This is a genomic window from Paenibacillus sp. NPDC057886 (assembly GCF_042796655.1).
GTDB lineage: Bacteria > Bacillota > Bacilli > Paenibacillales > Paenibacillaceae > Paenibacillus.
The window spans coordinates 94,373-111,990 of record NZ_JBHVMZ010000002.1; the positions used below are offsets into that span (position 1 = coordinate 94,373).

Annotated in this window: 10 protein-coding genes; all 10 read right to left on the bottom strand. The window is 42.6% G+C overall.

The window, feature by feature from the left end; translation table 11 throughout:
* Positions 1-126: 126 nt before the first annotated feature.
* The 10 genes from metK to ACFVQB_RS07690 all read right to left on the bottom strand — a co-directional run bounded on the left by metK (position 127) and on the right by ACFVQB_RS07690 (position 17,615).
* A complete protein-coding gene (metK, locus tag ACFVQB_RS07645) occupies positions 127-1,329 on the bottom strand; it encodes a methionine adenosyltransferase (protein WP_379436578.1) in 1,203 nt (400 codons plus the stop codon).
* 257 nt (positions 1,330-1,586) lie between these two features.
* Entirely contained in the window at positions 1,587-1,859 is a 273-nt protein-coding gene (locus ACFVQB_RS07650) for an alpha/beta-type small acid-soluble spore protein (protein WP_379436581.1), read from the bottom strand.
* Positions 1,860-2,006: 147 nt separating this feature from the next.
* A complete protein-coding gene (locus tag ACFVQB_RS07655) occupies positions 2,007-2,600 on the bottom strand; it encodes a hypothetical protein (RefSeq protein WP_379436584.1) in 594 nt (197 codons plus the stop codon).
* 148 nt (positions 2,601-2,748) lie between these two features.
* On the bottom strand, positions 2,749-5,394 hold the full coding sequence (locus ACFVQB_RS07660) for a hypothetical protein (RefSeq protein WP_379436587.1): 2,646 nt from the start codon (positions 5,392-5,394) through the stop codon (positions 2,749-2,751).
* Between the two features lie 105 nt (positions 5,395-5,499).
* Positions 5,500-6,399, bottom strand: a complete 900-nt coding sequence (locus ACFVQB_RS07665; RefSeq protein WP_379436590.1) for a hypothetical protein — start codon at positions 6,397-6,399, stop codon at positions 5,500-5,502.
* A gap of 282 nt (positions 6,400-6,681) precedes the next feature.
* The gene (locus tag ACFVQB_RS07670; protein WP_379436592.1) at positions 6,682-10,239 is read right to left on the bottom strand and encodes an S-layer homology domain-containing protein; all 3,558 of its coding nucleotides are present in this window, start codon (positions 10,237-10,239) and stop codon (positions 6,682-6,684) included.
* Positions 10,240-10,757: 518 nt separating this feature from the next.
* Complete coding sequence (locus ACFVQB_RS07675; RefSeq protein ID WP_091001292.1) at positions 10,758-11,099, bottom strand: hypothetical protein; 342 nt, start codon at positions 11,097-11,099, stop codon at positions 10,758-10,760.
* Positions 11,100-11,306: 207 nt separating this feature from the next.
* Positions 11,307-15,197, bottom strand: coding sequence for an S-layer homology domain-containing protein (locus tag ACFVQB_RS07680; protein ID WP_379436596.1), 3,891 nt, complete (start codon positions 15,195-15,197; stop codon positions 11,307-11,309).
* 162 nt (positions 15,198-15,359) lie between these two features.
* Positions 15,360-16,487, bottom strand: a complete 1,128-nt coding sequence (locus ACFVQB_RS07685) for a glycosyltransferase family 4 protein (protein WP_379436599.1) — start codon at positions 16,485-16,487, stop codon at positions 15,360-15,362.
* Between the two features lie 369 nt (positions 16,488-16,856).
* Entirely contained in the window at positions 16,857-17,615 is a 759-nt protein-coding gene (locus ACFVQB_RS07690; protein WP_379436602.1) for a WecB/TagA/CpsF family glycosyltransferase, read from the bottom strand.
* Positions 17,616-17,618: the final 3 nt, after the last annotated feature.

Genomic DNA, 17,618 nt, shown 5'->3' on the forward strand with positions numbered 1-17,618 from the left:
TTTCCTTTAGTAATATGGAAAATAACGTAACAAAAAACATTTAATCGTAATGGTCAGCTAAGCACAAAAAAAAGCCTTAACCCCTTTTAAGGGATCAAGGCTCTTATTAATTTCAACCATTTTGAATTACAGACCTGCTTGCTCTTTCAAAAGGTCTGCTTTGTCCACTTGCTCCCAGGGTACATCGAGATCTGTACGACCGAAATGACCATAAGCAGCCGTTTGTCTGTAAATTGGGCGACGCAGATCCAGCATACGGATAATACCAGCCGGACGAAGATCGAAGTTGTTACGCACAAGCTCAACCAATTTCTCTTCGCTGACTTTGCCTGTTCCGTATGTATCTACGTTGATCGATACCGGGTTGGCTACACCAATCGCATAAGCGAGTTGGATTTCCACTTTGTCGGCAAGACCTGCAGCAATAAGGTTTTTCGCTACATAACGAGCCGCATAAGCTGCGGAACGGTCTACTTTTGTTGGATCTTTACCGGAGAACGCGCCACCGCCGTGACGTGCATAACCGCCGTAGGTATCTACGATGATTTTACGTCCAGTCAGGCCTGCATCTCCTTGAGGTCCGCCAATAACGAAACGTCCAGTTGGGTTGATGAAATATTTAGTCTGCTCGTCCAGCAATTCAGCTGGAACGACAGGCAAAATTACATGTTCTTTGATGTCTTTTTGGATCTGCTCCAGTGTGGTCTCTTCAGCATGCTGAGTAGACACGACGATTGTATCAACACGTACTGGTTTGTCACCGTCGTATTCAATCGTTACTTGAGTTTTACCATCCGGACGGAGATATTCCAATGTACCGTTTTTACGCACTTCAGCCAAACGGCGAGCGATACGGTGGGATAATGCGATTGGCAAAGGCATGAGTTCAGGTGTTTCGTTCGTTGCAAAACCAAACATTAGACCTTGGTCACCAGCACCAATGTTCTCTGTCTCGCGAGCCATTTGTTCCGGGTCACGGTTCTCCAGAGCTGCGTTAACGCCTTGTGCGATGTCAGCAGACTGCTCGTTCAGAGAAGTCAGGACTGCACAAGTATTATAGTCGAAACCGTATTTGGCACGAGTGTACCCGATTTCCTTAACCGTATTCCGAACGATGGACGGAATGTCAACATATTCAGAAGCAGAGCTGATCTCACCGATGACAAGCACAAGGCCTGTAGCTACGGAAACTTCGCACGCTACACGAGCATTTGGATCATTCGTCAGGAACGCATCCAATACGGCGTCCGAGATCTGGTCGCAAATTTTATCCGGATGTCCTTCAGTTACAGACTCCGATGTGAATAGATGTCGGCCTTTAATAGACATTGAAGTTTCAACCTCCCATAACGAGTAGTATGGCGATTGCCCGAACAAAACATTTACGTTGATTCGTTCACTGTACCCTCGAAAGCTTTCCGGGCGGAATAAGGACGCAGGTCCGCAGTTACGAAGATAAGGATTTTTCAGGTAATGGCCTCAACAAAAAATCAACCTTTCCCTAGCGGAAAAGGCTGCGTACCTCAAATGCCATCTTAACGTATTTGTCAAGACGTGTCAAACGATTGCGGATAAAGGAAAACACCCTATAAGTGCTGCTGTGCCTGGCGAATCAGCCTTTTCGTAATCTCTCCACCGACCGATCCATTCTCACGGGAAGTCAGATGGCCCCAGCCTTTATACTGTCCATAGGAGTGATCACTCACCTCACCCAGCTCAGAACCAAATTCAGTATCTGCACCAGCAAGACCTCTACCGCCATATCCCACATTCAGACCAAACTCAGCGGCAATCTCATACTTCATTTGATCCAGCATCTGACGACTTTCGGGTACCACTTTGCGGTTGTTTCTAGCCATGATTCCTGCACCTCCGGTTATTGGTTGTGTACAGTTATAGAGTGAGCAGGAACAAGGCTGGCTAGCCGTATTAATGTTTGTTAGAACTGGTTAATCTCAGCAATCTTATTACGTAATATTGAATAATTTCAGGTTATAATGCTCAAACTACTTCAAAGAATATCCACCGCGAACCATAACGGTCAGACTGTATTTGTTGCCATCGAGAACTGTAATGCCTCGACCATCCTTTGGAAAAGAGAGCAGGTGATTGTTCGGCGCTTCCTGACCATTCGTCAGGTCTACCCCGTCCGTCAGATCGGCTACACCATTCGTACCCTCACTGACGATCACAGCCTTACCGCTACGTACGATGAACTCCGCGCCAGTTGCACCAATCAACTGTTGACCCGGCTTCACCGTAACGATCTCAAGGGCATCTGAAGCACCGGATACTAGTGGAGGAAGCGTGGTATCGCCACCAGTGCTACCTGAGTTTCCATTTCCAGTTGAGCCAGTATTGCTACCATTGCCTGCATTACTGTCTGCACCACTACTGGTATTACCACTACCCGTGGAGATCTTGCCCCCCAGCGCCTGCTGAATTTGTTGGTCTACATAACTTTTAGTGACTACAGGATCATCTGCTGTTCCTGGTTGAATTGTGCCTGCACCTATTGCCGTATTGCTGTATACAGACCCAACCCACACGCCAACACCAATCGCGAGCGCAGCCAGGGATACTTTCATATAAGGTTTCATGTGATTTATTTTCCTCCTCTGGAAATCTATTAACTTTAACTATAGAGAAAAAATGTTGTGGGGACAAGCAAAACCTCGCTCCCGATTTCTCGGAAACGAGGTTAAGTCTGTATTCTGAGTATAGTAGTATAGAGAATCTATCTACTTATTATTTTGTATTGTTGTTCCCGGAACCCTCTTCCGGAAACTCTGGTTCTTCTTTTGGCAGTTTGGATACATCGTAACTGTACCCTTGTTCTGCAAGGCGAATCCGTTGTCCCTCGAACACATCATACAGGGCAACGCGATACGATCCACCTCGGATTTTATTAAATACCGTATCATCAATGCTCCAGTTCAGCGTCTGATTAATACCCGTTTTCAGATCGGTTCCCGGCGTGAGTTCTTTATCAAACACTTTACCCGATCCATCTGTGAGAGAAAGAATCAATTTGTGTCCGTATTCGCCGCTATCTACTGCTTCTTCCTGGGTTAACGAGTAGATCATCTCAATCTGTACCGATGTACCACCTGTGAGATACGCTCTGATATTGCTGCCAGAGAATTTGTATGGGTACAAGTCAATATCGTTCAGAGAAGTCAGCACTTGTAATGTTTTTGGCTGCACTTCAAATGCCATCGCATTAACATAAGCGGTAGCTTCTCCTTCACCGGATATAAATTTGTTGTCAGCTACACCTTCACCCACGATCAGTCGCATATCGGATGTTGACGTTACACTCTTCGGTACTTTGGCCCAGAAGGTCACAACACTCTTCTGACCCGGTCCTGGTACACGATCAGCCTGTTTAGCAGTTGCCTTGTAATACTGGCCATCTGCTGTTTTATAGTATCCTACCAATTTTGCGAGACCACTCTGACGCAATGATTTGTTCGTCATTTCGAACTCGGTATAGACAATATCGGACGAAGATCCCGGATATACATAGGTTCTGCGTACACCCAGCTCGGTTTCTTTTTCGGCAGTACCTTGAGTAAAGGTCTTCCCTGCACCTACATAAGAAAGTGGCTGGATTAAACCGGATGTACTGAGCGTAATCCAATCATTCGTTTCTTGTTCACTTACTTTCTCCAACAAAGTCACTTCCAGACGGCTCATGTTTAGATTAGATGGAATTTTCGTCAAGAGATAAGCTTCTGTTGTCATACCTGGGCCGAGCAACTTACCACCTTGTGCCCGAACCAGCTTCGTATCTCCATCAATCCGTGCAGAATCAATGGTAAACATGGCTTCCAATTCAGGCAACTGAACCGTTTTGGCCGATGCGTTACGAATGGTTACCTTGGCAGCAATAATATCACTGTCTGTCCATGGCAGGCGTTGAAGAGAGCCGACAGACACACCGAATGTTCCTTTGCTATTCTTAATTACCGTCTCTGTCGTAAGTCCATCCCCGCTTGTTACGGACTCAGGAATAGCGTAGATGCCTACCGGATAAGAAAACTCAAAACCGTTAGCACTTGCACCTGCGCCTGTTTCGCCTTCTTTGCTCTCATCCTTGGTCGTCGGTGTCATCACATATAGCTTGATTTTACTGGTATCCCCATCACCTTGAATGGTAGAGATTAGCTTAATGGTCTTCGTCGCACCTGGCTTCAGCTTCAGATCATCCAATGCCTTCGTCTCAATCGGGTAAGCTGTACCATCCCCTGTTCGAATCTCTAATGCATATTTAGGAACCTTAACTTCCTTCTTACCTTGGTTCTTAATGACAATTTGCATAGTCAGATCATACTCTTCATCCTCTGCACGAACACGTGCGGATTCCAGAAGGGTGGATACAGGTTGTCCATCAATTGAGATGATATTCGGTTGATTCGCTGCCGTATCTACATTCGTCTGCGATGCTTCTGGCAGTTGCAGTGCAGCCACCGGCAGGGCCGTCTTCTCTTCACCTTGTTCTTCCACAAGTAGCAATTCGGACCTTTCGAGTTTCAACGCTGTGGGCAAAGAGGCCATTAAGCTCAATGTTTTATTGGCCTGTGCCTGAATGCTGATGCCCGTACTATCTTTGTCCGGGGTTAATGGATAGTTCGTACCACTCGGTGTACGCAAAATCCATTTGATATTCGGATTATCCAACAACTTATAACTAATGTTATTGAGGTTCACACCAACTTTGACGTATTGCTTCTTATCTTCACCCGGATATACTTTGATTCCGGACACCTTAACCTTGACGGCTGAATCACTCAAACGAACGGTTTTTGTCTTGCCTACGGGTGTTGTAATGCTATATGAAGCAGGAACGTTGAATTTCCCCAATGTGCTTTCATAGTTGGGTTTACTGAAATCCCATTTTACGATGAGGAAGTTCAGGTCGCTTAGCTTCAATTCGTGTCCAACCTTCATGACGTATGTGAGATCTACGGTGGAACCCGGAGACACCGTCTTCTTCTCCTGATCCTTGGCGATCAGTTTGGGAGAGAAGCTTGTCCCTCCTTTGGTCTTCACTTTGCTCCAATAATCGAGCATCATCATAGGTTTGCTGTCATTATTTTGATACGTTAACGTATATGTCACTGTGTTCCCATCATCTTGAGACAAGATATTTACGTCAGTTAATTTCACGGTACTCCGCGCAGTGACTTTCACTGCTGGAACGTTGGCCAATGTATGTACTACTTTTGATACTGTGGATGTTTGTTCTTTCTTCGTTGTATTGTTAGTTGCATTGTTTTTCGATGTTTTATTTGAACTCGTCGACGTATTCGCAGCTGCTGCGATCCCCCCACTTGAACTAATGAATAACATGCTTGCCAACAAAGTCATCATGACCTTTTTATGATCCACTTCCAAACCTCCCATAAGTTGCTTGTTGCTTTATAGTATAAACGTTTGAGAGGGAGAGAAAGTTACGATGTTGTTGGTTTTTAGGCAAGTAAAATGAGGATCTGCTTATTCCTCTATTAATTGAACATTTCTTGTTGTCGTGAACACCTCTGACTGTGAAGCTGGAATTCCATTGGCACGAATAAAAAAGGAGTCCCTAACTTGTACGGAATACTCATCGGTGTAATCTACTAAAAAAGTTACAATTAATTTGTTACCTTCAACAGCACTAGTGTAGTCTACCATTGGTATCAATGTTGGGATATTTGTTTTCCCAAGTTGTTTGATCACTAGGTCATATGCATATAATTCTTGATTAGTGGTATCCAGTGCTTGTGTAAATGGTATTTCTATCTGTTTGTTGATTTGGGGGATTTCCGTTCCAATTTCAAGATTTACCTTAGGAGATTCCGCAATTACTGGATTGTTTCGTGTTGTTGTATACACCTCTGACTGTGATGCTGGGTTTCCATTTGCGCGAATAAATAAAGAATCTCTAACTTGTACAGCATATTCATCTGAATAATCTACTAAGAAAGTTACAATAATTCTGTTTCCTTCAACTGCAGTAGTATAGTCAATCATTGGAATCAACGTTGGGGTATTTGTTTTTCCAAGTTGTTTGATCACGAGGTCATATGCATATTGTTCTTGATTAGCTTTATCCAATGCTTGTGTAAATGGTATTTCGATCTGCTTATTGATTTGGGGAATTTCCGTTCCATTTTCGAGATTTACTTCTAAAGCATCCACGTTAATATTTTCTACATTTGTTTCATTCTTGGATGCGATCATACTCACAGAATAGGTTCTTGCCATGTTCTCAGATCTCTTCAGGATTGTATAACCGCCGTGTAATGAATCACCCGATACGCTATTCGTATTCGCAGCTGTTGCAATTTCTCCACTTGAACTGATCAACAACATGCTTGCCAACAAAGTCGTCATGACCTTTTTATGATCCACTTCCAAACCTCCCATAAGTTGCTTGTTTCTATATAGTATAAACGTTTGAAAGGGAGAGAAAGTTACGATGTTGTTGGTATTTGTATACTCATTTTAATACATAACAATCTTATATCCTTCATTAGCTGTTGTGAGAACATCAATATAATAGTAGCTCGATCTTTCCAAATCCTAGATCACCAAACCCTAGTTTCCTAAGATATACTCAACTTGAATAAAATATTTATAAACAGCAAAAAGGCTGAGGAGTTATCCCCAGCCTTTTACTGTAATTGCATGTTATTATTGAAGATTCAATGCGAAGCTTACAGTTTTAACAGAACCACCATCAGCAATATTGAACTGAATGTTTTTGTTATTCAGAGACGCCTTAGTAGCTGCAGCAGTATTCACTTCAAGTACAGAAGTACCAGCAACAGTGTTCAAAGTAGCACTATAAGTTACAGAACCGATAGTTACTTTGTAATCTGCAGGTGCAACACCAGTTGGATAATTAACAGCTTTGCTAAGTGTGAGTTTCAACTCACCGTTTGCTGCTGCCGCTCCACCAGTGAAAGTGAAAGGAGTACCTACAACAGCACCTTGAGCTGGAGCAGCATATGTTCCCTCAACTACAGCTTTATAAGGTAGAGCTTCAATGCCATTGATTACATCAGCAATAGCTTGAGCACTAGTTGCTGCATTAGTTACAATTGCAGTTGCAGTTGCTGCTACAGGAGCAGTTGCTGCAGAATCTTCTGTCCAAGTTACATTAGTTAAAGAAGTAGCTCCTGCATTTTTAGCAACCAATTTAATACCATTAACAGCAGCAGTTTCTGCATATGTTGCATCTGTAGCTGCAGCAAATGTAGTAGCACTTAATTTAACATCATCAACAACATTTCCAGAAGGAGCAACTACTGTGTAAGTGTCAGAATTAACAGCTTTTACAGTACTATTTGCTGCAACCAAGTATTTAGCATTCTCTACTTTTACTGTTAAATCTTTTTGGTCAAATTCTGTTGTTTGAAGTTCCACAGTTACTTTGTTATTAACAATAGCAGTTACTTTGTAATCTGTTCCTGGTTGCAAAGCAGGCGTGTTAGTTTTTGTAGCATCTCTAACAACTACATCACTAGTTACATCGCCAACCAAAGATGTTGCAGAAGCAACGTTGTTCACGAATGTGATATCAAATTGTTGTTTTCCACCTACTGTTGTTCTAGTAGAAACTTTGTCTACACGCGGTGCAACAGCATTACTAACGGTAACTGTTGTGTTGCTCGGCAAATTCAATTTAGTGTTGGAATAAGTCTCAATAGAGTTATTTGCAAACACTGTAACTGCTCCGCCACTAACTTGATCGCTAGAAGTTTTCAACGTTACAACGTTGTCGTCAATGCTCACGGAAGATGGATACACACCGTTAATTTGGAAATCTCCAACATTAGCATTAGCAATAACTTTGTTGAATGTCAATTCAAAAGTTCTAGCATCTGTTTGTTTAGTACCAGTCCATTGAACTTGGTTAGCAATTGCCGCATCCAATTTAGTAGTGTCCAAAGCTACAACTTGACCTGTTTTAGATCTCAATCCAGTAACATTTACTTCTTGGATAGAACCATTAGGACCAAATGTAATTGGTGTTCCATCAATATGTTCAGGGAATGTAAGTACAACAGACTTACCACCATTTACAGGATTAACAGTCACTTCATTTGGAATTGAGATAAAGTTAGCAGAACCACCTGTTTTTTGGAACTTCACATAGTAGTTACCTTTAACTTGAACTGTAGCAAGATCCATTTCACGACCGAAATTCAATGTCAGTTTACGGTTTGCTTGATTATAATCTGTAGAAGAAATAGATGGATTAGCAGTATCGTTAGCTACAAACGTACCATTGTATTCTACAAGAGTATTTTTCAAAGCAGTAGTATCTTGAACATCAGCTACTTTAAGGTTGTAAGTACCACTAGCAAGCGGGTTAAAGAAATTCACATAGAAGATTTTACCTGATGCATCAGCTTGTGAAACATTGCTTACTGGGATTACATCATTTCCTTTTTTAACTGTGAAGTATTTTTTGTCAGCTGCATTAACAGCTTTGTCAAAACGTACTGTCAAAGTATTAGCACGATCACCGAAAGTAGTTTCAACTACTTGTGGACGAACCAAGTCAACAGTTGCGTTGATTTTGTGTTCTTTAACAGCGTTAGCGTTACCGGAGTAGTCTTTCACTTCTACGAACAAAGTGGACTCATATCCTGGCAGACGGTTATCTGTGTTAAATACTACTTCATATACATTGGAAGCAATTTGAGTCACTGTTCCAGTCTTTTTGCTATCGCCATTCTTCCAGTAGAAGCTGTCGTTAGTTACAGAAGCTGGATCGATCTCTTCATCGAAAGTAACAGTTACTTTTTCCAAAGTAGCGGAGATTTCAGTCACTTTAGGACCTTCAGTATCAGCTGCTACAGTGAAGTCAGTAGTTGCTGCCAAAGATTTCAGACCAGCGAAGTCTTCAATCATGGAAGTTGTAAGTTTGTGAGCACCTTCAGAAATTGTTCCTGTGTAGTCACGCAGGATTACTTCACGTTGGTTAGCACCTGGAGTTACAGAACCGACAAATGCTTTGTCATCCAATTGGAAGTTGCTGCTTGACGGAGCTACAACTGGCTCAGAGAAAGTTACTTTGATAACTTTAGTTCCCAGAGCTTTAACTTCTGTTACGGTAGGCAGTACATTGTCAGCAGATGTGAAGGAAACCTCACCTTGTGGCAATACAGTACCTGTAGAAGACTTCACGTTTTTAACAACTACTTTGTAAGTTGTTCCTTGCGTGAATTTGCTGGATTCGTTCAACAACAGGCGAGCTGTTTTACCGTCAGCCAACAAAGTGATGGATTTGATTCCTTTAGAGTTGTTATCTACAGAGTAGTTATTTTTGTCAGTTGCAGTAGCTTTATCTACTTTACCGTCAAAAGCAACGTCTACTTCTTTCAAGTTAACAGAAGAAGCGGATTGTACTTTAGTTGCAGCTTCTACAACATAAGTAACTTTTTCAGTGAAAGATTTATCTTTGTAAGTAAATTTCACTTCAGTTTCTTTGTTAGCTTCAAGAGCTTTATCCAAAGTAACTTTTACAGTTTCGCCGTCACTGATTGTGAAAGTAACGACTTTACCGCCTTCACTTACTTCGTATTTTGTAACTTTCAAGCTTTGCGCTTGGTCAATTGCGTAAGCAGCGCCTACAAGCAATTCACGGGAAGCGTTAGCACCGAAGTTAGCTTTAGAATCGATCAAACCAGCGTTGATTGCTGCTTGAACGTAACCTTTAGCCCAATCAGCTGCATTGTTGTTAGTTTCAGCTGGGATTTCCAGGTCAAGTGCACGAGTCAAGATGGTAGCCATCTCGGAAACAGTTACTTTACCGTTGAAGTCGAAGATTTTCTTCTCAACGTTTTTACCTTCCATGATACCCGCAGCAGTTACTGCTTCGATGTAAGGTACAGCCCAGTTTTTAGCTGTGTAGTTTTTGTCAGTGTAAGAAAGAGTTCCAGTGATCTCTTTCAGACCGAGCAATTTAGTGATGACTTTAGCGAACTCAGCGCGAGTCATGTCTTTATCCAAACCTGCAGTACCATCTGGGTAACCAGAGAAGATACCTTTTGCTTTCAATGCATCAAACTGTTGTTGTGGTGAAACTGCTGTGTCACCGAATGCTACAGATGCAAACATCGAGAATGCCATTGCTGTAGACAATGCTACGGATAAAATTTTCTTCATAACCTTTTTTTCTCCTCCTTGGGTGTTCATAACATTTGAATTTTCTTTAATAGGGTCGCTCGTATTCCTCATATATTGTTGCACCCCCTTTCCAGAGTTGTGAGCAAGTTAATATAAATGATGTCTGTGAGCATATCACAGAAACTTGTAAACTAGGTTGTAAAGCAGAACCATACGAAAATAGAGTAGTTTCCTAATCCTACCTACGTATTATACAATGGGTCTTCCGAGTCGTAAAGCAATTTTTTCTAATAAATAGACAAGATTCTTCACGAGGTCAATCTTGGTAACAGGCCCAATGTTTTTGACTCTACATCTTAAACGCAGCAGATTTCAAAAAGTTGCGGATTACACAAAAAAAGTTTTGAATTTATTTATGTATAGCTACAGTGCGGGTGCGAAAGCCATTCAAAACCTTTTTAAAACATTGATCCTACTGCGTTCTTTCAAATGTAAAAGGTGCTTCTTCTATGTTGCCAACGTTTATTTATACCCAGAGTTTCACACTATGAAGCGACAAAATCCACAAAAAATAAAATAAAAAGCATCCCATTCTGGGATGCTTTTCGTACTATTCTGGTTATATAGGGTTAGCGAATTTTCATCGCAAGATCGATAATTTGAGCACGCATCTGCGGATCGCTGTTCAATCTCAGATACATATCATCGATTGGTTGTCTGTTCTCACGGTACGTTTTCTCATGCTTCATCGTCGTGTGAGACCATTCAATCAATTCATTCTCAGCCAGAACCAGATTGTTATACGCATCATGGAAGCCAGTAGTCTGTACAAGCCCTTCCATCACTTCCTGAGAGATCTCCTCCGTCTTACGTGTATCTTCCAACTTTTTCTCCAGAATGACTGCCTGCTTCTCGAACTGTGTCTTTGCCTTCATGTAGCCCAGCTGGGCTCTCGAATAAATCGGTTTCATTAGCTAACTTCACCCTCTAGATCATTGTGTATTTACCGTTATTGTATCTTAAACTCTAGCAAATTACAAAAATAGTTATTGGTAAAAAACAGATTCCTACTATTATAAAAGTGTTCTTTATCAGTTACATAACAGTCATAAAAAGAACCTGCCCCTTTAGCGCAAGGGACAGGTCCTTCCTAAAATGCATCGATGCTATCACATAAATTAACTCAAGTTTTTAGGGAATACTTTGGTACTCTTCTTGAGCAATTCAACCGCGATCTTACCTGCTTCTGCACGAGTCAGGTTTCCTTTCGGGTTAAATGCATACTGTGGTTTGCTTTGACCGGCAACTGTTACAGGAGATCCTTCCATGATCTTCGCTTTGGTAACGGCTTGCACAGCAGGACCCGCGTAGTTCTCCATACTGCCCGAGTCGATGAAAGACTTGGCCAATGCACTTTGGAGCTTGTTGTCATTTGCAGCTAACTTGAGCTCAAGTGCTCTCGCTATCATGACCGCTGCCTGTTCACGTGTGAGAGGACGATCCGGCCCAAACACACCATCGGTCAAACCTGTAATGATACCCGCTCTGGCGGCTGTCTCAATACTGTCATAATCCCAAGTAAATGAACTTGTTCCAGGCGCCACGTCTGTAAATGTTCTTCTGCTATCAGAAGTAATAGGAAGATTCAATCCTTTTACCAAAAGTGTGGCAAACTCTCCTCTGGAGGTACGATCATCTGTTCCAAATTGTTCAAAACGCAATGGTGCCATAAATCCTTTGGCGTATAATGCATTAAGAATATTTCTGGCCCAACCGTGGTTCGTGATATCGTTATAACTTCTTCTAAGCTTCATGACTTTATAGTACCCGAAATTATCGAACGGAACGGTTACTGTATGCTTCTTGGAATCCACTTCTCCACCAATGCGTTTCCATTCTCTACTTGAAGAGTAGTAGAATACCGAAATCGTGGAGCCCGCGTCATCTACCACATTAGAATCGTAAGTCAATGTCAATGTACCACGTTGTGATGGTTTGATTTTGCGCTCGGTAGGTGTTAATGGATTACCATACAATGAATCTATAGTGTATGGACCTATCCCATTTGTTGGCTCTTTGTAGTTGTCAGTGCCTCTTGTGCCCGACTCCCCTAAACCTCCACTAATCCAGTAAATGTCTGAAATCGGACTAAAGTTCACAGAATCTCCCGTGATCGCCGAGAACCTTCTGTAATAATCATCCGGTACGCTTAATGGATTGGGATCTCCATCTTCTGTTTTGAAGCCAACAATACTTCCGTAATCGTTACGACGTTCCACAATACCGGTATTCGGATCTGCAATACCAAACAACAGTTTGTTATTAGGATAAAACTTTGCGATTCCACTGGTGTCTAAACTTTCCATTACCGTCCCTTTCGGGAAGCTTAGCTCAAGCTGTTTATTGAAGGCAGAGTACTTAGTGGCTACTTTAGGAGCCATATACTGTGAATCCACTCCGGTAGCACTAGTATAGTACACTTCAATTGTATTCGTTGTTTTTACACCATTACGATCAATTGTTAGTTTAATTTTGTTCACTTTATCGGATTTGAGTCCGACATAATCAAGAGCAAAACGGTCCGTTTCTGTTCCTTGAAGCTTTTTAGCTGTCTCTTTATCAATAATAACGGAAGTTGCTCCCTCTGCCTCAATATCAAAATGAACAAAGTTTTTGTTGACAACAATTTGACTACCTGAAGTAGGTTGCGGAGCTATAATACGGTAACCTGCAGCTTCTCTGACCACTTCTACTTTCTGACTAGTTTTCGCACCTGTTTTGTTATACAGATCCAGTGTGTAGATGTATGTTCCTGGTGTCTCAGCTTTCAGGTCTCTCAATCGCACAACAAAGTCCTTCTGACTTCCGGCACGATCCACAATAACATTACCATTGTTCAGCGCATACTCAGGAGAAATTGTTGGGTCTTCCCAAGTTGTATTACCTGCCGATCCTTCTGGTATATTCACGTCAAAAATAGTTTGAGTACCCATACTCAGGCTCATTCGAGTAGCCCCTGCACCACGTATTGCCAAGTCAAAATTTTTAAGGCTGGTCGTGTATTTCTTGTCGGCAAATGTGAAATCCGTGGACAGGTTAAACAGGTTTTTCACCCATTGATCATCCGGGTTATACGGATCAAGAAATGTGGAGCGATTTTTACTTGGTGCCGGCTGAAAATTGCTGATTGTCGATACATTATTATCATTAATGTAAATGCGCAATTCTTTGGTTACTTCATTCAGCTGGCCTTTATCTCCAGTCCCTGTACCCGTTAATACGATACGGTTTTCCCCGAAGAATAGAGGTCCCTTGTCCCCGTCGATATCAATTTCAACGTCTTTGAAGCTTCCATCAGCGCCCAAAGTCAACTGTTTTTGAGTCGTGTTCGCTGCAGGATGTGTCGAATACACTTTTACACCGTTTGCGAAAATCTCTGCTACAAAGTAGTTGCTATCTAATGTTGCAAAGTCAACGTACTTACCTTCAACCAACAATTTATCTGTTTTTTTGGAGTTCATGTCATACGTCTGACCATCCGTCAGGTTGCTCACAAAAATATAGTTTTTGGATGCAAACGAGATCGTTGCGTTTCGGCTGGATGCTGATCCAGCAAATTTGAACTGAACGGTTTGATTTCCGTTTTTGAAGCCTTTGATTTGATAGATGTATTTAGTTGGCGATACTTGTATCGGTGGTGACAGTTCAATCGGGCTTGTGCTTCTTGGAAGATATTCGGCTGTCAACACACTTCCATTAGGATTTCTGCTGGTTTCTACGAGGATATAAAAATCCGCAGAAGTGACACTTGAACCCGAAAGAGGTACCCCTTCTGGTGCTACACCAGTACCACTGTAGTCTTTAAGATACCTTAAATCCGTAATGACCGTTTCATTCTCTAGATATTGAAAATTCATATTTACACTTGCTGTGTTTTTTCCATACTTCACACTCAACGAATGATTTTGCAAGCGATCGATCGTAGTATCAGGGGCAGTTCCTGATTCTGTAAACTTCAATGATGGAATTTCAAACGAAATCAGAGCATATGAAGACGTGTTGATTCCCACACTAGGAATGGGTTCGATTTTTGGAACAATGCCACTCAATGCGCCATCTACCGAGATTTCAGGAACAGCATTTGTTTTATCATCCGGCAAAAGTAATTCAACAGTCACACTGGCTTGTGAAGGGTCACCTCCATAAGTAGGTCTTTCCGAGAGCATACTCTGCGACAGTCCGCCTGAACCCTCCTTCAAATCCAGTTGAGAGAACGGATTTTCCTCATCATAGTAGAGCAGAGAATAAGTGTATTTATTTTTGTCTACGCCGCTTTCAATAGTGACGACAAGATCATTCTTGCCTGCCTTCAATCGAAGCATTGGCGAGAAAAATGTACCGTCTTGTTGAGACAGTGATGTTGGTAATGCCTCACCATTATTCAAAGTTACTGTTACTTTAGAGGAGTTGTGGGCTACACCTTGAATAGTCACATCACCCGTATCTACAACAACCTGTGATCCTTCATTCAGATCAAGGTTATCGGCTCCACCCAAAACTTGCAGCTTTTCAATGTATGGTACAGAGTCATACAAGATATAGAAGCTTTCAGAACGTTCGCTTGGTCCCTGGGAACCGGTAAACGTTACTTTGTTCATACCGGGAAACAAGGTAAGTGTTGCTTTAAAACGATTGTCTGGCCGATTTGGATCAACCGTTACAACCGCTGGTGCTACTCGCGTGCTGTCTGGAACCCAAGTGCCATCCTTCAGATTCATCAGTTGAACGTTGGCACCCAATGTAGAGCCTGTTACGTTAGTGAACGTACCCGTTACCGCCTGTTCACTGCTAGTTACAACAAACGCAGTTGAACGCGATAGCACATCCAAGCCAGTTCCACTCATTTTGAGACCTACTGTATCTTTCAATTGGACGTTCCCAGCATTATCAGGAGTAAAATAACTCGTCTGTCCTGCCGCCGATGCGACTGGTGCAAGGCCTGCTGGTATTAGAGATACAACCAGTGCCACCATCATCAGCCAAATCATCGGCTTCTTCGTACGCTGCATGCAATCATCTCTCCTCTTTTTAAGTCAGTTACCGTTATATATCGGCCGAAAGGTTCCAATTATTTAGTAAAAACAGCAAAATAAACAAAAAACCTTGTCCACGAGGGACAAGGTTTGGGCCTGAAAGAATATTCAATAATATCAGTAAACGAGCGTTTCTATTTAGGATTTCGAACGGGTTTCCGGGTTCATCTTGACGCGCATGCGCATTAGGAAGTTAATGACGGGCCTTCTGGTTTTGCTTACAAGTCCGATGACTTCTGCTCCCACCTGAAGGAAGAACATCATGATACAGATCACGACGAACGTTACCCAGTTGGCTTCGAACATCGCAGCAGACGATTGGATAATCGCAAGTATACCGAAGAATGCGGCAATACCGTAGATGATCAGTACCGTCTGACGGTGACTGAATCCAAGCTCACGCAAGCAGTGATGCAGGTGACCTTTATCCGGTGAGAAAATCGGTTTCCGTTGTACCGCACGGCGAATGATCGCGAAGAAGGTATCCGAGAGCGGCACACCGATAATGATCAGCGGTGTAATGAAGGACACGACAGCAATTTGTTTGAATCCAAGCATGGACAGCATGGCCAGAGAGAAACCAAGGAATAGTGATCCGGTATCTCCCATGAAGATCTTGGCCGGGTGGAAGTTGAAGAACAAGAATCCAACAATACTACCCAACAGCACAAGGCACATCAAGGCAATCATCATATTACCCATCAAGAAGGACATCACGGCAATGGTACCAATGGCAATACCGGATACACCAGCAGCCAGACCATCCAGACCATCAATCAGGTTAATCGCATTTGTTACACCAACAATCCAGAGAATCGTCAGCGGAATGGACACCCAAGCTTCCAGTGAGGAGTACGCATCCTGAAAAGGAATATTTACGAAGTCTACACGGATGTTAAATCCGAATACGACTACAGCAGCAGCAACAATTTGTCCAAGCAGCTTCACTTTGGCTGACAGTTCAAAACGGTCATCCAACGCACCAATCAGTACGATGATCGATCCACCAATCAGAAAAGCACTGACAAAGCTCATATCTCTTGTCGTAAACCATGCTGACACAAAAGGAAGCAATGCAGCAACCGTAATGATAAAGGCCAGGAAAATTCCTAGACCACCAAGACGTGGCATAATCCGAGTATGCACTTTACGCGCATTCGGCGTATCCATTGCACCGATTCTGACTGCGAACTTTTTGACAAGCGGTGTCAGGGCAAGAGCCAGTCCCATTGACACGATAAATCCAATGATAAAGATCGCTACCATTTGAACATTCGACCCCCAATTATAATACCTGTAAGAAATTATAAATCCCCTGATCTCTTTCTATATATAAAAAATTATTGTTAGTCATTTTTGAATACTTGTTACACGATAACGAAGAGAGCAAGGAAAACCTGAAGAAGCGAAGCGTTCGCCTTTATCACCTGATTTCACCCTTATAAAAGGGTAATAAAAGAAATCTGGGGATAACAGCGATCGAAAGGTTGCCTTGCTATCGTAGTTGCTCAGTGTAACGTTTTAATTCAAGCAGTACGACACATGTAATCCGGAATGAATTATACGCTGATCACAGGCGAAATGCCAACCTCAATTTTTAGCAAAAACGTGCATTTTACTCGTAATAGCCTAATTTTAACGGACTTTAGTCACGTTTTCTTTGTCCCGCATCACTTTGACAGCGAATTTCGGAAGCGCAAGCATTCGGCCAGCCCGACTAGGATCGCGAAGCAGGCGATAAAACCATTCCAGTCTTAACTTTTGGAACAGTTTGGGTGCCCGTTTGGTTTTGCCCGAAATCACATCAAAGCTGCCTCCAACCCCCATGGAAACAGGAACCTGAAGCGCATCTTTATACTTGTGAATCCAAGGTTCCTGCGTGTCTGCCCCACGTGCAACAAACAGTAGATCAGGTGCAGCTTCACGGATGGAAGCGACAACCTGCTCGTCCTCAGCCGGACCAAAATAACCGTCGCGATAACCTACAATTCGAATCGCCGGATATTGCTCTTGTAACCGAACTGCCGTTTCTTGAATCACCTCGGGTGTGGAACCGAGCAGATACACGCCCCACCGATAGTTTTCTCCAACACGCAGCAATTCATGTAAAAGCTCAAATCCAGGCACCCTCTCTGCCACAGGCTCCCCACAATAATTGGCAGCCCATACAACGCCTGTTCCATCGGGAACAATCATTTCAGCAGACTGCATAACCTTCATCATCGTCGGATTCTCCAGCGCGGCCATGACCATGATGGGATTGGCTGTAATGACCTGGTGCGGCTGCTTTGTAAGCACTGCTTCGCGTAGAACCTCCACCGTTTCTTTCATCGTTAGTTTGGAAAAAGGAATACCATAGATTGAAACGGTAGGTATTGGTCCGGTCTGATTCATCTT